Annotated in this window: 17 protein-coding genes; 11 read left to right on the plus strand and 6 right to left on the minus strand. The window is 67.9% G+C overall.

Going from position 1 to position 16388, the window contains the following annotated elements; translation table 11 throughout:
- The first annotated feature begins 54 nt into the window (after nt 1–54).
- Nucleotides 55–807: a competence/damage-inducible protein A gene (locus GDI_RS10405; protein WP_012226008.1), complete on the plus strand. Its 753-nt coding sequence runs from the start codon at nt 55–57 to the stop codon at nt 805–807.
- A 9-nt stretch (nt 808–816) separates the two neighbouring features.
- On the opposite strand, the gene GDI_RS10410 is transcribed toward GDI_RS10405, so the two are convergent.
- The 3 genes from GDI_RS10410 to GDI_RS20045 all read right to left on the minus strand — a co-directional run bounded on the left by GDI_RS10410 (nt 817) and on the right by GDI_RS20045 (nt 2912).
- Nucleotides 817–1773: an acetyl-CoA carboxylase carboxyltransferase subunit alpha gene (locus GDI_RS10410; RefSeq protein WP_012226009.1), complete on the minus strand. Its 957-nt coding sequence runs from the start codon at nt 1771–1773 to the stop codon at nt 817–819.
- Nucleotides 1774–1843: 70 nt separating this feature from the next.
- Complete coding sequence (locus GDI_RS10415; protein WP_173363414.1) at nt 1844–2761, minus strand: tyrosine recombinase; 918 nt, start codon at nt 2759–2761, stop codon at nt 1844–1846.
- A gap of 7 nt (nt 2762–2768) precedes the next feature.
- Entirely contained in the window at nt 2769–2912 is a 144-nt protein-coding gene (locus GDI_RS20045) for a hypothetical protein (RefSeq protein WP_012226012.1), read from the minus strand.
- Nucleotides 2913–3015: 103 nt separating this feature from the next.
- Between GDI_RS20045 and aroB the strand changes: the two genes are divergently transcribed.
- The 3 genes from aroB (at nt 3016) to GDI_RS10430 (ending at nt 6942) form a co-directional block, all read left to right on the plus strand.
- Nucleotides 3016–4791 carry a 3-dehydroquinate synthase gene (gene aroB / locus GDI_RS10420; RefSeq protein ID WP_012226013.1) on the plus strand — a complete coding sequence of 592 codons (1776 nt, stop codon included), beginning with the start codon at nt 3016–3018 and terminating at the stop codon, nt 4789–4791.
- A gap of 332 nt (nt 4792–5123) precedes the next feature.
- Nucleotides 5124–6260 (plus strand): OmpA family protein, encoded by a 1137-nt coding sequence (locus GDI_RS10425; RefSeq protein WP_012226014.1) that lies wholly within the window; start codon nt 5124–5126, stop codon nt 6258–6260.
- A 106-nt stretch (nt 6261–6366) separates the two neighbouring features.
- Complete coding sequence (locus GDI_RS10430) at nt 6367–6942, plus strand: GtrA family protein (RefSeq protein WP_012553107.1); 576 nt, start codon at nt 6367–6369, stop codon at nt 6940–6942.
- On the opposite strand, the gene GDI_RS10435 is transcribed toward GDI_RS10430, so the two are convergent.
- The gene (locus GDI_RS10435) at nt 6858–7562 is read right to left on the minus strand and encodes a TenA family protein (protein ID WP_012226016.1); all 705 of its coding nucleotides are present in this window, start codon (nt 7560–7562) and stop codon (nt 6858–6860) included. The genes GDI_RS10430 and GDI_RS10435 overlap by 85 nt on opposite strands.
- 218 nt (nt 7563–7780) lie before the next feature.
- On the opposite strand from GDI_RS10435, the gene alaS reads away from it, so the two are divergent.
- The 5 genes from alaS (at nt 7781) to GDI_RS10460 (ending at nt 14028) form a co-directional block, all read left to right on the plus strand.
- Nucleotides 7781–10426 (plus strand): alanine--tRNA ligase, encoded by a 2646-nt coding sequence (gene alaS / locus GDI_RS10440; RefSeq protein WP_012226017.1) that lies wholly within the window; start codon nt 7781–7783, stop codon nt 10424–10426.
- Nucleotides 10427–10718: 292 nt separating this feature from the next.
- Nucleotides 10719–11414: a carbonic anhydrase gene (locus GDI_RS10445; protein WP_012226018.1), complete on the plus strand. Its 696-nt coding sequence runs from the start codon at nt 10719–10721 to the stop codon at nt 11412–11414.
- A 5-nt stretch (nt 11415–11419) separates the two neighbouring features.
- The gene (locus tag GDI_RS10450) at nt 11420–12292 is read left to right on the plus strand and encodes an endonuclease/exonuclease/phosphatase family protein (protein WP_012226019.1); all 873 of its coding nucleotides are present in this window, start codon (nt 11420–11422) and stop codon (nt 12290–12292) included.
- A gap of 49 nt (nt 12293–12341) precedes the next feature.
- Entirely contained in the window at nt 12342–13304 is a 963-nt protein-coding gene (locus GDI_RS10455) for an aldo/keto reductase (RefSeq protein WP_012553108.1), read from the plus strand.
- Nucleotides 13294–14028, plus strand: coding sequence for an NUDIX domain-containing protein (locus tag GDI_RS10460; RefSeq protein ID WP_231854090.1), 735 nt, complete (start codon nt 13294–13296; stop codon nt 14026–14028). Before GDI_RS10455 ends, GDI_RS10460 begins: the two co-directional genes overlap by 11 nt.
- A gap of 14 nt (nt 14029–14042) precedes the next feature.
- Here GDI_RS10460 and GDI_RS20050 read toward each other — a convergent pair whose 3' ends face one another.
- The gene (locus tag GDI_RS20050) at nt 14043–14180 is read right to left on the minus strand and encodes a hypothetical protein (protein ID WP_012226037.1); all 138 of its coding nucleotides are present in this window, start codon (nt 14178–14180) and stop codon (nt 14043–14045) included.
- Between the two features lie 208 nt (nt 14181–14388).
- On the opposite strand from GDI_RS20050, the gene GDI_RS10465 reads away from it, so the two are divergent.
- Both GDI_RS10465 and GDI_RS10470 read left to right on the plus strand, forming a co-directional pair.
- Nucleotides 14389–14985: a cupin domain-containing protein gene (locus tag GDI_RS10465; protein WP_012226039.1), complete on the plus strand. Its 597-nt coding sequence runs from the start codon at nt 14389–14391 to the stop codon at nt 14983–14985.
- 7 nt (nt 14986–14992) lie between these two features.
- A complete protein-coding gene (locus tag GDI_RS10470; protein ID WP_012226040.1) occupies nt 14993–15739 on the plus strand; it encodes an NADPH-dependent F420 reductase in 747 nt (248 codons plus the stop codon).
- Nucleotides 15740–15805: 66 nt separating this feature from the next.
- Here the strand turns inward: GDI_RS10470 and GDI_RS10475 are convergent, their stop codons facing one another.
- Nucleotides 15806–16357: an HdeD family acid-resistance protein gene (locus tag GDI_RS10475; protein WP_012226041.1), complete on the minus strand. Its 552-nt coding sequence runs from the start codon at nt 16355–16357 to the stop codon at nt 15806–15808.
- Between the last annotated feature and the right edge of the window lie 31 nt (nt 16358–16388).

Here is a 16388-nt window from a genome sequence, read left to right on the forward strand (position 1 = left end):
CTGCCGGGCGGTACGGTTCATATTGGCATCATACTGCAAACCGGGAGCACGTTCATGAACCCGACTGCCTGCATCCTGGTCATCGGCAATGAAATCCTGTCAGGCCGGACCCAGGATGTGAACGTGCAATATATCGCGCGGCGCCTGACCGAACTGGGCATCACATTGGCGGAAGTTCGGGTCATTCCCGACCAGCGCGCGGTCATCGTCGGCACGGTCTGCGACGTGCGGGCGCGCTTCGATCATATTTTCACCACGGGCGGAATCGGCCCCACCCATGACGACATCACCGCCCCCTGCATTGCCGAGGCGTTCGGCGTGCCGTGGTCGGTCCATCCCGATTCGTTCCGCCTGCTGGAAGCGCATTTTCCCCCGGGTGAATTCAACGCCGCCCGCCAGCGCATGGCAACGCTGCCGGAAGGGGCGACGCCGATCGCCAATCCGGTTTCGGTCGCCCCGGGGTTCAGCATCGGCAATGTCCATGTGATGGCGGGCGTTCCACGCATCATGCAGGCGATGTTCGAGGAACTGGCCCCGACCCTGCGCCACGGCACGCCCGTCACGTCGCGAAGCTGGTACGCGCTGGGGTTGTACGAGGGCGCGCTGGCCGAAGGACTGGCGGACATCCAGGATCGTCACCCCAGCGTCGATATCGGGTCCTATCCGTTCCGCCGGCCCGACGGGCGGCGGGGCGTGGCCCTGGTCAGCAAGGGGCTGGACGCCGCCGCCGTCTGCCACGCGGCGGACCGCGTGCGCGAACTGATCGAACGGCTGGGCTTCACCCCAGCGGAGGGCGAACCGCCGTAAAGGGCCCGTTCAGCTCAGGCTGTCGCGGCCCATGGCGAGGAATTTTTCCCGCCGCTGCGCGACCAGCATGGGGGCGCTGAGCGACAGCAGGTCGGGCAGTTCGGCCGCGATCGAATCGCCAACCGAGCGAATGGTGCTTTCTGGGTCGCGCTGGGCGCCCCCCACCGGCTCGGGGATGATCCGGTCGATCAGCTTCAGTTGCAGCAGGTCCTGCGCCGTCAGCTTCAGCGCCTCGGCCGCGCTGGTCGCCTGCTTGGGGTCGCGCCACAGGATCGACGCGCAGGCTTCGGGCGAGATCACCGAATAGATCGCGTGTTCCAGCATCATCACCCGGTCGCCCGCGCCCAGGGCGATGGCGCCGCCGGACCCGCCCTCGCCGATCACGGTGGCGATCACCGGCACCGGCGCCGACAGGCAGGTGTCGATGGACCGCGCGATCGCCTCGGCCTGGCCGCGTGCCTCGGCATCGATGCCGGGCCACGCGCCCGACGTGTCGATGAAGGTCAGGATCGGCATGCCGAAGCGGCCCGCCAGTTCCATCAGGCGCTGCGCCTTGCGATAGCCCTCGGGCCGCGCCATGCCGAAATTATGCGCCAGCCGGCTTTCCAGTTCCGAACCGCGCTCGGTCCCGATCACCACCACCGGCTGATTCTGGAACCGGCCTATGCCGCCGATCACCGCCTTGTCCTCGCCGAACAGCCGGTCGCCGGCCAGGGGCGTGAAATCCTGGATCAGCGTGCCGATGTAGTCCGCGGCGTGCGGACGCTGGGCATGGCGGGCGACCTGGACCTTCTGCCACGGGCTCAGCTTGGCATAGGCCGCGCGAAGCTGCTTTTCGGACTTGTCCGTCAGGCGGGCGATTTCTTCGGCAAGATTGATGCCATCGGGCTCGGACATCTTGCGAAGCTCGTCGATCTTGTTCTCAAGCTCGGCGACCGACTTTTCGAAATCTAGAAACTGGCGCATGCGGTGCGGATAGCACAGCCACGAATCCTGCCAAGTCTATTCCGCAGCGAAACCACAACCGGGACGGTTTTCAGCGGGTTTCTCCGTCCCCGCCACGCGCCAGCGGGTGATAGGCCTCGACCGCCTGGCGCAGCCGTTCGGCCAGGACGTGGGTATAGATCTGGGTCGTGGCGATGTCGGCATGGCCCAGCAGGACCTGCAGCGCCCGCAGGTCGGCCCCCCGGGCCAGCATGTGCGTGGCGAAGGAATGACGCAGTACGTGCGGGGACAGCCGGGCCGGGTCCAGCCCGGCGCGTAGCGCGACGTCGTGCAGGATGCGGTCGAACCCCTGCCGCGTCAGCGGCCGGTCCGGCGCGCGGCCGGGAAACAGGTATGGGCTGCGGCGGGGCCCGTCATGGGCGATCAGCGCCTCGGCCGCCGCCCGGGCCGCCGCCGACAGGGGCACGAGTCGCTCGCGCCCGCCCTTGCCGCGTACCATCAGCATCTGCGCGTCACGGCCCAGGCCGCGCCGGGGCAGCGCCAGCAGTTCGGATATCCGCAGGCCGGACGCATACAGCATTTCCAGCGCGGCGCGGGCCACCAGCCACCGCCGCGCCGCGCCGCCATCGGGCGGGGGAACGCAGGCGGCCAGCAGGGCATCGACCTCGTCCTCGGTCAGGAAGCGGGGCAGCGTCGCGGGCAGGCGCGGCGTGTCCAGCAGTTCGGCCGGATTGTCCTGCCGCACGCCCTCGCGCGCCAGGAACAGGTGAAACTGCTTCAGGCAGGACAGGCGCCGCGCCTGGGTCCGCGGCGACAGTCCGGCACGAGCCAGGCTGCCCATGTAATCGCGCAGCAGGGCGGAATCGGCGTCATGGAGCGACCGGCCCGCCTGCCGGGCGTGGGCGGCGAAATCGTCCAGGTCCCGGCCATAGGCCTTCAGCGTGTTCGCGGCGGCACCCCGTTCGGCCGCCAGCATTTCGAGGAACGCCTCGGCCTGCGCGCTCACGATCCCCGGCTCAGGGATGGGCGAAACGATCCGACGGCAGGTCCTTGTGCACCGGCAGGGTCGGAGCCGGCGGCGGGAAGGCCCCCAGCGAGACGAATCCCCCCGCGGCGGCCAGGACCACGATACCCGCAAGAGCCAACAGGATACGCTGCATAACCCAACCCCGACGCGATGACGCCACGCGGCGGCGCGAGCGGGCAGGACCGTTCGCGAACCGTCATGGCTTGGTGCCTCTGCTGTATGTTAGGTTTGCGATCATGTCACGTCCGATCGAACCGCCAGCCCCCGAGAGTACCGACCTGTCCCCCGCCGGGGGGCGCGACGCCCCGTTCCTGGCGTTCGACCTCGATGCCCTGGTTGCCGCCGACAGGCCCGACAGGCCGGGCCCGCGCGCCCCGGGACCGCACGAGCGCAGCGTCGTGCTGGTCGGGCTGATGGGGGCGGGCAAGACGACGATCGGCCGGCGGATCGCGGCACGGCTGGGCATGCCCTTCGTCGATGCCGACGTGGAAATCGAGCGCGCGGCCGGATGTTCCATCGCCGACCTGTTCCGCCGGTATGGCGAGGCCGAATTCCGCAAGGGCGAGCACCGCGTCATCCGCCGCATCCTGAGCGGCCACCCGCTGGTGCTGGCGACGGGCGGCGGCGCGTTCATGGACCCGGTGACCCGCGCGGTCATCCGCGACCGCGCGACCTCGGTCTGGCTGCGGTGCCCGCTGCCGGTGCTGGTGCGCCGCGTCCAGGGGCGGACCCACCGGCCCCTGCTGAACGAGGGCAACCCGCGCGACATCCTGGCGGCCCTGATGGAAATCCGGCATCCGGTCTATGCCGAAGCGAACATCACCGTGGATTGTGGAGAAGAAAGCGTGGACCAGAGTGCCGCCACCGTCATCAGCGCCCTGACCCTGGCGAAGCCGCCGCGACTCGTCCCCGTGATCCTGGAACGCTGGCGCTACGACGTGACCATCGGCGAGGACCTGCTGCGCCATGCCGGAATCCTGCTGGCCCCGGTCCTGCCGCAAAAGCGTGTGGTGGTCGTGACCGATTCGACCGTCGCGACGCTGCACCTGCCGCGCCTGCTGGCCGGGCTGGCCGAGGGCGCGATCCGGGCGGAAACGATCGTCGTCCCGCCCGGGGAAGGGTCGAAGACAATGGCCGAATACGAGCGCGTGACCAACGCGCTGCTGGACATGGGGGTCGAGCGCGGCACCACGGTGATCGCCCTGGGCGGCGGCGTGGTGGGCGACCTGGCGGGATTTGCCGCCGCCACCACCCTGCGCGGCCTGCCCTTCGTGCAGATCCCGACGACGCTGCTGTCGCAGGTCGATTCGTCGGTGGGCGGCAAGACGGGGATCAACACCCCGTTCGGCAAGAACCTGCTGGGCGCCTTCCATCAGCCGCTGGCGGTGCTGGTGGATACCACGACGCTGGCCAGCCTGCCGGCGCGCGAGGTCCGCGCCGGCTATGCCGAGATCGTCAAATCCGGCCTGATCGGCGATGCCGCCCTGTTCGAATGGTGCGAAGCCAACGGCCAGGCCGTACTGGACGGTGACGCCGATATCCGGGCCGAGGCCGTCCGCCAGGCCTGCGCGTTCAAGGCCCATGTCGTCGGCGACGACGAGCGGGAAGAAAAGAAATCGGACGGCCGCGCACTACTCAACCTGGGCCATACGTTCGGCCACGCGCTGGAGGCCGAACTGGGCTATGACGGCCGCCTGCTGCATGGCGAGGCCGTGTCGATCGGCCTGCGCCTGGCGTTCCTGGCGTCGGTCCGGATGGGGTTCTGCGACCGCACCGACCTGAACCGCGTCACCGCCCATCTGGAGCGGCTGGGCATGCCGGCGCGGATCAGCGACGTTGGCGAAACGTTCTCGGCCGACCGGTTGATCGCGCATATGCAGCGGGACAAGAAAATGCGCGACGGACGCCTGTCCTTCGTCCTGGTGCGCGGGATCGGGCAGGCCTTCACCTGCCGCGACGTCCCGGACGCGGTGGTCCGCGATATTCTTTTGGCGGAAGGATGCGCGGCCTGAACAGGCCGCCTTCCTGATTGCGGCTTCTCTGTGGCGGCGGGACCACATATGTCGCGATTACCGCACACCGGCGTGGCCTGCCCGCGGTCGACCACCGCCGATCCGCCGCCCACCCGATAATATCTTCGGCGAAACGTACCCAACCAACACGTAATCCACCCGAAACAAACTGTTGCCTTTTCAACACGGTGCACAACGGTAATGCCTGCTCTGCCTACGAGATGGGTTCCTAAGCCGGAACCGGAAGATCTATAGGGGGTTAAGCATCACGCTGAGGCCGACCGTCTATGGTTTGACGGTTACTCGAACGGATGATCAAGAGGACGAAAATAATGCGTCTCCGCACGGCATTACTCGCCACCACACTGATGGCGGCTGCACCGGTTGCTGCTAACGCAACCATCATTACCGGCCCCTATGTCGACCTGGGTGGCGGCTACAACCTGGTCCAGAACCAGCACGGTCATTTCTCCAACGATCCCGCCAATGCTTCGATGCTTACGAAGAGCTCGTCGCAGTATCGCCATGACGCCGGCTTCACCGGCTTCGGCGCTGTTGGCTGGGGCTTTGGTAACGGCCTGCGTCTCGAGGCCGAGGGCCTTTACAACTATTCCGAGATCAACCACCGCGCCCCGACCGCCGCGACCGGCGTCACCAGTGGTCACGATCAGTCGTACGGCGGCATGCTGAACGTGCTGTATGACATCGACCTGAAGCAGTTCGGGATCGACGTCCCCGTCACGCCGTTCGTCGGTGTCGGTGCCGGCTACCTGTGGCAGAACGTCAGCCCGACCACGACCCGGTATTCGAACGGCAATGTCAGCCGTCTGGGCGGCACGAACGGCGGCTTCGCCTATCAGGGCATCGTCGGTGCGGCCTACGACATCCCGAACATGCCCGGCCTGCAGCTGACGGCGCAGTACCGCATGGTTGGCCAGGCGTTCTCGGACGGTCCATTCACCATGACCTCCTACACCAACGGTGTGGGCAAGAGCGTCGGCCACGCGTTCTTCGACAACCGCTTCAACCATCAGTTCATCCTGGGACTGCGCTACGCGTTCAACACCGCGCCGCCGCCGCCGCCGCCGGCTCCGGTTGTCGTGCCGCCCGCGCCGACCCCGGCCCGCACCTACCTGGTGTTCTTCGACTGGGATCGTTCGGACCTGACGGCCCGCGCGCGTGAGATCGTGGCCGAAGCCGCCCAGGCCTCGACCCACGTCCAGACGACGCGTATCGAAGTCAACGGCTACACCGACAACTCCGCGGCCCACCCCGGCCCGCGTGGTGAGAAGTACAACATGGGCCTGTCCATCCGTCGCGCTCAGAGCGTGAAGGCTGAACTGATCCGTGACGGCGTGCCGACCGGCGCGATCGACATCCACGGCTATGGCGAGCAGCATCCGCTGGTCCCGACGGGTCCGAACACCCGCGAGCCGCAGAACCGTCGCGTCGAGATCATCCTGCACTGATCTCCGCCGCATTACTGATGCGGTTCAAAAAGAAGAGGGATGCCTTCGGGCATCCCTTTTTTTATTCCATTCCGCCTCGTCACGATCTGCTCTAGACGTATGGAACATGCTCGATCCCGTGTCCTCCTCGCCTTCTCCGCGTCAAGCCTCGTCGCGCTGGCTGGCCGATCTGCGTGCCCGGCTGATGCCGTTCGTGAAATTCGGCGTGGTGGGCACGTTCGGCCTGATGTGGGATACCGCCACCGTCTATGGCTTTCGCGCGCTGCTGGGCCTGACGGGGGCGACGATCCTGGCCTATTTCGTGGCCGCCACGATGAACTGGCTGCTGAACCGCCACTGGACGTTCCGCCACGTCGTCCATGCCGACCACCCGCTGGTCCAGTGGGCCCGGTTCCTGATGGCCAATTCGCTGGGTTTCGTCCTGAATCGCGGCATGGTCTTCACGCTGTTCCTGACGGTTCCGCTGTGCCGGACCATTCCGTTCCTGGCCCTGGCCGCCGGATCGCTGACCGGGCTGTTCGCCAACTTCACGCTCAGCCACCGCGTGGTGTTCCGCCACCGGCAGGCAACAGCGCCGACGCCGTCAGATCCTGAATTTCAGAGCGCGCCCGAACGGCCAGCGTGCCAGAACGCGGCCTCCAGCTTCACGGCGGTCCGGAATTCCGACAGCAGCATCGGATAACGCGCATCGGCGCCGTAGCGCAGGCTCAATGCCTCCAGCGTGTCGATACCGGCGTCGACCAGGCCGATGAATTTCTCACCGCCGTAAAGCGCGATCCATGGCCAGTAGGGATTGCCGTCCCGCCTGGTGTGCGGATCGGCCACCAGCCGGACGCCGATTTCGCCATAGCCGATCAGGCAGGGCGCCAGCGTCACCATCAGGTCCAGAAGGTCGCCCGCCTGCCCCCGGTCCAGGATGAAGCGCGTATAGGCCAGCAGTTCCAGCGATTCCGGCTGGCTCTGCAAATCCTCGATGCACAGGCCCCAGCCGGTGCAATAGGACACGTGCAGCGCCAGTTCGGTATCCAGCAGGCCCGACACGATGGCGGAGGCCGAGCGCATGTCCTCCAGCCTGTCGGCCTTGTAGATCGCCAGGGCGTAGGCCCGGGCATACTGGATCAGGTACAGGTAGTCCTGGATCAGGAACCGCCTGAACTCGGCCTCGGGCAGGCTGCCGTCCGCCAGGCCGCGCACGAAGGGATGATGGATGAAGCCGTCCCATTCGGCGCCGCAATCCCGCCGCAGCCGCCCGGCCAGGCCGCTTGCCAGGCGGGGCCAGTCCCGTTCCGCCGTCCATTCCATGGCTGGTTCTCCTTTTCTGTCCCGTTCGGGGGTCGGCACGATTCCCGCAGGAACTCCGCCCGGCAGGATACGCTCCCTTATTGCAGCAGGTTCGCCCCGAAGGGTCGATTCGGCCATCTGGCAAGGCTGCGCTCTTCCTGCCGGGCACGCCGTGCGCTAGGTGATGGGATATCCGAGCTTTCCGGCCTTCGTCATTTCAGGATCGTCAGTCTTCCGCCATGTCCACAACAAACGATATCCGCGCGGCCTTTCTCGATTATTTCGCGGCGAACGGTCACCAGATCGTCCCGTCCTCGTCGCTGGTGCCGCGCAACGACCCGACCCTGCTGTTTACCAACGCGGGCATGGTCCAGTTCAAGAACGTCTTCACCGGCCAGGAGACACGTCCCTATTCCCGCGCCACGACGGCGCAGAAGGTCGTGCGGGCAGGCGGCAAGCACAACGACCTGGACAATGTGGGCTATACCGCCCGCCATCACACGTTCTTCGAGATGATGGGCAATTTCTCGTTCGGCGATTATTTCAAGGCCGATGCGATCGAATTCGCCTGGACCCTGATCACCCGCAATTTCGGCCTGCCGCGCGACCGCCTGCTGGCCACCGTCTACGCGGATGACGAGGAAGCAGCCGACCTGTGGCGCAAGGTCGCCGGACTGCCGGACGAGCGGATCATCCGCATCGGCACCGCCGACAATTTCTGGCGGATGGGCGACACCGGCCCGTGCGGTCCATGTTCGGAAATCTTCTTCGACCATGGGCCCGACGTGCCGGGCGGCCCGCCCGGATCGCCGGACGAGGACGGCGACCGGTTCGTCGAGATCTGGAACCTGGTGTTCATGCAGTTCTTCGAGGACCCGCCGGGCGTGCGCTCGCCGCTGCCGCGTCCGTCCATCGATACCGGCATGGGCCTGGAACGCTTCGCCGCCATCATGCAGGGCAAGCGCGACAATTACGATACGGACACGATGCGCGCGCTGATCCTTGCGTCGGCCGAGGCGACGGGCCAGGACCCGGACGGCCCGTTCCGCGCCAGCCACCGCGTGGTGGCCGACCATCTGCGCTCGACCTCGTTCCTGATCGCGGACGGGGTCCTGCCGTCCAAGGACGGGCGGGGCTATGTCCTGCGCCGCATCATGCGCCGCGCCATGCGCCACCTGCACATGATGGGCACCAGGGAAACGGTGTTCCACCGGCTGGTGCCCGCGCTGGTGCGTCAGATGGGCGCCGCCTATCCCGAACTGGTCCAGGCCGAGGCGCTGATCCGCGAGACGATGCGCGGCGAGGAGGAACGGTTCAAGGCGATGCTGGATCGCGGCCTGGCGCTGCTGGCCGACGAGACCGCGCGCCTGGGTGACGGCCAGCCCCTGCCCGGCGACGTGGCGTTCAAGCTGTACGACACGTTCGGCTTCCCGCTGGACCTGACGCAGGACGCGCTGCGCGGCAGCAGCCATGACGTGGACGTCACGGGCTTCGACCGCGCGATGCAGGTGCAGCGCGAGCGCGCCCGCGCGGCGTGGTCCGGATCGGGCGACAGCGCGACCGAGACCGTGTGGTTCGAGGCCCGCGACCGCTTCGGCGCCAGCGAGTTCCTGGGCTATGCGACCGAACAGGCGGATGCCGAGATCCAGGCCATCGTCACCGACGGCCGGTCGGTGACCGAGGCCCCGGCGGGGACCGAAATCGCGCTGCTGCTGAACCAGACGCCGTTCTATGGCGAAAGCGGCGGGCAGGTCGGTGATACCGGGCTGATCACAGCACCCGGCCTGCGCATCGCGGTGACCGACACGCAGAAGCGCCTGGGCGACCTGATGGTCCATTACGGCACGGTGGTCGAGGGCACGGTCCGGGTCGGCCAGGCCGTGACCGCCACGGTCGATCACGACCGGCGCAGCGCCATCCGCGCGCACCATTCCGCCACCCACCTGCTGCACGAGGCCCTGCGCCGCCGGCTGGGGGCGCATGTCACGCAGAAGGGCAGCCTGAACGCGCCCGACCGCCTGCGCTTCGACATCAGCCAGCCCCGGCCCCTGACGCCCGAGGAAATCGCGGATGTCGAGGCCGAGGTGAATGCCCGCATCCGCGAGAACAGCCCCGTCGTCACGCGCCCCATGTCGCAGGAAGAAGCCGTGGCGCAGGGCGCGATGGCCCTGTTCGGCGAGAAATATGGCGACGAGGTGCGGGTGGTGTTCATGGGCGCGCCCGAGGACGACCGTCCGGCGTGGTCCATCGAACTGTGCGGCGGCACGCATGTGAACCGCACCGGCGATATCGGCCTGTTCCGCATCACGTCCGAGGCCGGGGTATCGGCCGGTATCCGCCGGATCGAGGCTGTGACCGGGAAGTCCGCCGAACAGGCGGCGGTCGCGACCGAGCAGCGCCTGGGGCAGATGGCCGCCATGCTGCGCGTCTCGGCGGCCGAGGCCCCGGAGCGGCTGGCGGTGATCCTGGACGAGCGCAAGGTCATGGAGCGCCAGATTTCCGACCTGCAGCGCAAGCTGGCCAGCGGCGGCAGTGACGGCGCGCAGGCCGAGACGATCAACGGGATCGGCTTCGTGGCCCGCGACGTGGGCGACCTGCCGGCGCGCGAATTGAAACCCCTGGCCGATTCGCTGCGCCAGCAGGTCGGCTCGGGCGTGGTGGCGCTGGTTTCCACCGCCGAAGGCAAGGGAAGCGTGGTGGTGGCGGTGACCAGCGACCTGACCGACCGGCTGGACGCGGTCGAACTGGTGCGTCTGGCCAGCGCCGCCATGGGCGGCAAGGGCGGCGGCGGACGCCGCGACATGGCCCAGGCCGGCGGCCCCGATATCGCCCGGTCCGAAGCGGCGCTGGCGGCAGTGCGCGGCGCGGTCGCGGCGGCCGCCTGACGGGCCGCGCTGCCAACCGCCCCCCGGCCATGACCAGGGCCGGGGGCGCGAGGCCATGTCCGCGAAGCATGTCTGGTCGCTGACATAATGTTTCCCGCGCGGGATCGGGTAAAACCCGGTCTTTGCGGGGCGCGTTTACATGCTACTCTGCCGTGGGCCGAGCCGTGAGGGCGCGCCCGCCGGGCCGATTGCCCCGACGGTACGCGTCATTCGAGAGCGACCGTTCGAACGCCACTGTGGACCCTGCCGGCGCGTGTGCGTCAGGGCAGGCTCCTGGATAAAGGGACCTTCGATGGCCGATACGGACGCCAGGACTTCGCTGATCTCGCTCCTCCAGGGAGTCGAGAAATTCAATACCGAGGTCTTCCCCCAAAATCGCGAGCTGTTTGCCGAACTGGCCGACCAGCAATCGCCCGATACGCTGTTCATCGCCTGCGCCGACAGCCGGGTGAATCCCAGCATGATCACGCAGACACGGCCCGGCGACCTGTTCGTGCTGCGCAATATCGGCAACATCGTGCCGGCCTATGGCGAAATGCTGGGCGGCGTGTCGTCGGCGATCGAATATGCCGTGCTGGCGCTGGGCGTGTCGCACATCATCGTCTGCGGCCATTCGGATTGCGGGGCGATGAAGGCCCTGCTGGACCCCGACCCCACGAAGCTGGCCAGGATGCCGACCGTCGCGTCCTGGCTGCGCAATGCCGAGGCCGCGCGGGCGGTTGCCGGCGTGCTGCAGGCCACCGATGCCGGCCCCCAGTCGGTCCGCAGCCTGGCCGAGCAGAACGTGCTGCTGCAGATCGCGCATCTGCGCACCCATCCCGCCGTGGCAGCCGGGCTGGCGCGCAACACCCTGATCCTGCAGGGCTGGTTCTATGACATCGCCAGCGGCGAGGTCGTGGTGCTGGACGAGACGACCCGCACCAGCATCCATGTCGATGAAGCCATCGCCCGCCTGAACAAGACCGGCACGGAGACGCCCGCGGCATAGTCCGCTTGGGGAACGTCCTGCGGCAATGGGCCTGCGCCGGGCTGGTTGCCGTTGCCCTCGCCCATCCCGCCGCCGGCCGGACGATCAAGGTCTCGACCTGGAATCTCGACTGGCTGACGGCGCGGGCGGCGGGGGACCCGACGCTGCCGCCGGACGTCCATCCCCGCGCCGACGCAGACCTGCGGCGCCTCGCCGTCTATGCCGCGCGGCTGGATGCCGACATCGTGGGTTTCCAGGAGGTCGATTCCCCTGCCCTCGCCGCCCGGCTGTTTCCCCCCGGGCGCTACCGCATCGTCATGACCGCCGACCCGGTGGTGCAGCGGACCGGTCTTGCGGTCGCAACGTCGCTGACGATCGAGCGCCACCCGGACCTGGCGGCGCTGGACGTCTATCCGCCCACCGCCCCCCATCCATTGCGATCCGGCCTGGACGTCACGATCGGCGACGGCACAGCCAACCTGCGTGTGCTGGTCGTTCACCTGAAGGCCGGGTGCCGCGACGCCGCGCCCTCCGACCGGCGCGCCGCGTGCCTTACCCTGGCGCGCCAGATGGCGGTACTGGATGACTGGGTCGCCCAGCGGCAGGACGAGGGCGTTCCCTTTCTGGTCATGGGCGACTTCAACCGCAACCTGACGCCGGGCGACCCGTTCTTCCATCTTCTGGACCAGGACGGGCCGCTGACCCTGGCGACGGCCGGACGGGCCAGCCCGTGCTGGGGAGGCACCTATTTCATCGACCATCTGCTGCTGGGCAACCAGGCGCGCGGGTGGCTGCGGCCGGACAGCCTGCGGGTCCTGACCTATGACGAACAGGACCCGGCCCGCGCACCGGCGCTGTCCGACCATTGTCCGGTCTCGGTCAGGCTGGAAATGCCTTAAAGTCCGCCTCTGGACATGCGCGTGTATGATTCGGAAAGGATATCATGGGATGGAACAGCGTCATCTCGGCCGGTCCGGCCTTCGCGTCTCGGCGGTGGGACTGGGGTGCAACAATCTCGGCGGCCGGATCGGGCTGGAAGAATCGCGCATGGTGGTGCACCAGGCGCTGGACAGCGGCATCACCCTGTTCGACGTCGCCGATGTCTATGGCCGGCGCGAATCCCATTGCGGCGCGTCCGAGGAAGTGTTGGGCGCGATCCTGGGCTCGCGTCGCGAGGACATCGTCCTGGCGACCAAGTTCGGCATGCCCATGGCCGCCGACGGCAGCATGCAGGGGGCATCCCGCCGCTATATCCGCCAGGCGGTCGAGGCCAGCCTGACGCGCCTGCGCACCGACCGCATCGACCTCTACCAGGTCCATGTCCCCGACCCGGACACCCCGATCGACGAGACGCTGCGCGCGCTGGACGACCTGATCCGTGACGGCAAGGTCCTGTATGCCGGCTGTTCCAACTTTCCCGCATGGCAAGTCGCGGACGCCCATCACGTCGCGCGCGCGGGCGGGTTTTCGGGCTTCATTTCCTGCCAGGACGAACTGTCGCTGCTGGCGCGGGACGCGCTACGCGAACTGGTGCCGGCCATGCGCCGGTACGGCCTGGGATTGCTGCCCTACTTCCCGCTGGCCAGCGGCGTACTGACGGGCAAATACCATCGCGACATTCCGCCGCCCCCCGGCAGCCGGCTGAGCGAATGGACCCACCTGCGCGATCGCTACCTGACCGACACCAACTGGACGATCCTGGACGGGCTGGGTTCGGTGGCCAGGGCGCATGGACGCACGCTGACGGAACTGGCCTTCGGCTGGCTGCTGTCGCATGACGTGGTGGGGTCGGTCATCGCCGGCGCCACCCGCCCGAATCAGGTGATTGAAAACGTCGCCGCCGCGACCCGCCCCCTGACGCCGGAGGAATGCGACGCGATCACCGCCATCCTGCCCGACCATGCGCGATGAACCGCCCGGGTTGCGCTGGCCGTCGCGCTGGCCGTCCATCGCGCTGGATTCGGGACTGACCGTACGGGTCGCGGGCCACATGCCCGACCTGCCCGCCCCCGTCGCGGCGGAGGTCGAGGCGATCTGGCGGGAAAGGCAGGCGGCCAATCCCGCCCTGTTCAACGGCCGCGTCTTCACCGCCGACCGCATCACGACGCGCGGGATCGTCGGACACTGGACCACCTATCACCGTGTGCTGGCCCAGATGACCCGGCCGACGCTCTATCCCGCCCTACGCTTGAAGCCCCTGGCGGTGACCGGAATCCTGCATACGCCCGACGGCATCGTACTGGGCCGCCGCGCGCCCCACAGCACCTATCTGGCCGGCTGGTGGCAGACACCGCCGGCCGGCAGCGTCGAATCCCGCCATGGCGAGAACAAGGTGGATCTGACGGCGCAGATCCTGGCGGAAGCGCAGGAAGAACTGGGACTGGCACCCGACATGCTGACGGTGGCAGGGCCCGTCCGCGCCACCCGGCATCCGGCGACACGCATCGTCGATATCGGCATCCGCCTGGACACGGCCTTGCCGTTCGACCGGGTGCTGCAGGGCTGGCACGCCGGCGGAAACGACGAATACGACCGGCTGGCGATCGTGAAGCCGAACCAGAATCCCGAGGATGTGGTCGGTCCCCACATCCTGCCCGGCACGCGCGAATACCTGGACGTCGATCGCCGATCCTGAGTTTAGCTGGCCTTTTAGCCGGGCCAGACGCCGGAGACATGGGCGGCATGCCAGCCAACCGCCAGCATCGCCAGGACGAATGTGACCGCGCCCATCAACTGGACGACGTCGCGAAGCGGCGCGGGTGCGGAATGGTCCTCGATATCCGGCATGGGGACTCCTGCATGGTTGGCCTGCCGTTCCTGCATACCCCCTATGATATGGGCGCGGGAACCCCTTATAGGACGCGCGTGACGCGATCGTGTCCCCACACCGGCTCCGGCAGGGAGAACTATTTCGTGAAATGCTTTTCACTGTTCGTTGTTTTGTCGGACCGGACATACTGTCTGCCCTTTTACATGCCGTTGCAGGAGACTGGACATGACCGTATCCCGACGTGCCTTCCAGACCTTCCTCGCCGGGTTGGGCCTGTCTCTGGCAGGGCAGGAAGTCCGGGCCGCCAGCCATGCCGGCCACGATGTCGAATCCTTCATGCTGGCGCGCAACGGCTGGGTTCCCAACAACGACCATCTGCCTGTGCTGTATTACCGCAACGCCGCCGCCCTGCCGGCCGACGACCCGGCATCGGGGTTCGAGCGCCTGTTCACCGCCAATGGCTGGCCGCCGCAATGGCGCTGGGGGGTCTATGATTTCCATCATTTCCACTCCACGGCGCATGAGGTGCTGGGTGTCGCCTCGGGCTCGGCCCGGCTGATGCTGGGGGGACCGGGCGGACGCATCGTCGATGTCCGGGCCGGTGACGTCGTCGTGCTGCCGGCGGGCACCGGCCATCGCAACCTGGGGTCGGACGATGATTTCCTGGTGGTCGGCGCCTATCCGCCGGACCAGCATTACGACCTGCGGCGCAGCGGGCTGTCGCCGGACGAACTGGCACGGATGGCCCATGTCCCGTTCCCGGCGAGCGACCCCGTGAGCGGCGCAGGTGGTTCCCTTCCCGCCCTTTGGCACCAGACGTGATCGAGATATGACCGAACCGACTTCCTTGCCGCCGCATGTCCTGCGCCGCCGCGCCCTTCTGGCCGGATTGTCCGCCCTGCTTCTTCCGCGCCTGTCGCGCGCGGCAACATCCCTGCCGATCGGGATCATCGGTTCCGGCCATGTGGGCAGCACGCTCGGGGGGTTGTGGCTGCGCGCCGGGCATCCGGTAATGTTTTCCGCTCGTGACCTCTCCTCGGCCCAGTCGGTTGCGGCGGGACTGGGGGCGCTGGCGCGGGCCGGCACACCGGAACAGGCGGCCCGGTTCGGCGAAGCCGTGCTGCTGGCCGTCCCCTACGGTGCCCTGCCGGCACTGGGCGCGTCGCTGCATGGCGTCCTGGCAGGCAAGGTGGTGATCGACGCCTGCAATCCCTATTCCTGGCGCGACGGGGATGTGGCCCGCCTGGCAAGGCAGCAGGGCGCGGGTCCGACCACGCAGTCCTTCTTTCCCGGCGCGCATGTCATCCGCGCCTTCAATTCCGAGGATATGAGCACGATCAGTGTCGAGGCCCACCGGCTGCCGCCCCTGCTGGGCATTCCCTATGCCGGGGATGATGCCGCCGCGATGGACGTGGTGCGGGGCCTGATCGTCGATGCCGGATTCGACCCGGTGCGCGCCGGCCCGCTGTCGGTCGCGCGCCTGTTCCAGCCCGGCGGCCCGGAATTCGAGGCCGACCTGACCGCGCCGGAACTGCGGGGCCGCCTGGAACAGGACCAGCATGGAGCGGGCCGGTAAACCGGCCAAGGCGGCGGACATGAAAAAAGGGGGCACGAGGCCCCCTTTTCCACGCACCGGGGCAGTTCAGACCCCGGAGCCGGACAGCAGGTTCGCCTGCCGCAGCGCCAGGCCGAACTGGATCCAGCCCACCCCCGCCGCGATCAGTTCCACGGCGATGAAGGTTCCGATCAGCCACAGCCCGGACCAGGGCAGCGTCAGGTACAGGCAGGCCCCGACCAGAAGGCTGATCAGCCCGCCGCCCAGGATGATCCACCAGCCGTTCAGTTCACGATGCCGCGCCGCGATCAGCATGCGCGTCGTCCCCGAGATGATCAGGCAGGCCGCGATCACGAGGGTCAGGACGATGGAGCCGGTGACAGGCTCCTGCATCAGGATGAAGCCGCCGACGATATAGAGCACCCCGCCCAGCAGGGAGAGCAGGAAGCCGCCCCAGTCGCGGACCGAGAAGGCGTGGAACATCTGCACCGCCCCGGCGATGACCAGCACCAGGCCGATGATCATGGTGCTGGCCAGCGTGACGGAAATCGCGTCGATCCATGCGACGATGCCCAGCGCGATGGATACGACCCCCAGCAGGACGAATAATCCCCAGCGCTGTGTAAACGGCGTGGCCATGGGCTCTCCTTGATTCCGTGATAGGATTTGT

The organism is Gluconacetobacter diazotrophicus PA1 5 (assembly GCF_000067045.1).
Classification (GTDB): domain Bacteria; phylum Pseudomonadota; class Alphaproteobacteria; order Acetobacterales; family Acetobacteraceae; genus Gluconacetobacter; species Gluconacetobacter diazotrophicus.

What these genes read in the sequence shown, in the direction of transcription:
- alaS (WP_012226017.1), top strand. Translation starts at nt 7,781, where the DNA reads ATGTCCACAACAAACGATATCCGCGCGGCCTTTCTCGATTATTTCGCG.
- GDI_RS10460 (WP_231854090.1), top strand. Translation starts at nt 13,294, where the DNA reads ATGCGCGATGAACCGCCCGGGTTGCGCTGGCCGTCGCGCTGGCCGTCC.
- GDI_RS10470 (WP_012226040.1), top strand. Translation starts at nt 14,993, where the DNA reads ATGACCGAACCGACTTCCTTGCCGCCGCATGTCCTGCGCCGCCGCGCC.
- aroB (WP_012226013.1), top strand. Translation starts at nt 3,016, where the DNA reads ATGTCACGTCCGATCGAACCGCCAGCCCCCGAGAGTACCGACCTGTCC.
- GDI_RS10410 (WP_012226009.1), bottom strand. Translation starts at nt 1,773, where the DNA reads ATGCGCCAGTTTCTAGATTTCGAAAAGTCGGTCGCCGAGCTTGAGAAC.
- GDI_RS10435 (WP_012226016.1), bottom strand. Translation starts at nt 7,562, where the DNA reads ATGGAATGGACGGCGGAACGGGACTGGCCCCGCCTGGCAAGCGGCCTG.
- GDI_RS10430 (WP_012553107.1), top strand. Translation starts at nt 6,367, where the DNA reads ATGCTCGATCCCGTGTCCTCCTCGCCTTCTCCGCGTCAAGCCTCGTCG.
- GDI_RS20050 (WP_012226037.1), bottom strand. Translation starts at nt 14,180, where the DNA reads ATGCCGGATATCGAGGACCATTCCGCACCCGCGCCGCTTCGCGACGTC.
- GDI_RS10475 (WP_012226041.1), bottom strand. Translation starts at nt 16,357, where the DNA reads ATGGCCACGCCGTTTACACAGCGCTGGGGATTATTCGTCCTGCTGGGG.
- GDI_RS10465 (WP_012226039.1), top strand. Translation starts at nt 14,389, where the DNA reads ATGACCGTATCCCGACGTGCCTTCCAGACCTTCCTCGCCGGGTTGGGC.
- GDI_RS20045 (WP_012226012.1), bottom strand. Translation starts at nt 2,912, where the DNA reads ATGCAGCGTATCCTGTTGGCTCTTGCGGGTATCGTGGTCCTGGCCGCC.
- GDI_RS10455 (WP_012553108.1), top strand. Translation starts at nt 12,342, where the DNA reads ATGGAACAGCGTCATCTCGGCCGGTCCGGCCTTCGCGTCTCGGCGGTG.
- GDI_RS10405 (WP_012226008.1), top strand. Translation starts at nt 55, where the DNA reads ATGAACCCGACTGCCTGCATCCTGGTCATCGGCAATGAAATCCTGTCA.
- GDI_RS10425 (WP_012226014.1), top strand. Translation starts at nt 5,124, where the DNA reads ATGCGTCTCCGCACGGCATTACTCGCCACCACACTGATGGCGGCTGCA.
- GDI_RS10445 (WP_012226018.1), top strand. Translation starts at nt 10,719, where the DNA reads ATGGCCGATACGGACGCCAGGACTTCGCTGATCTCGCTCCTCCAGGGA.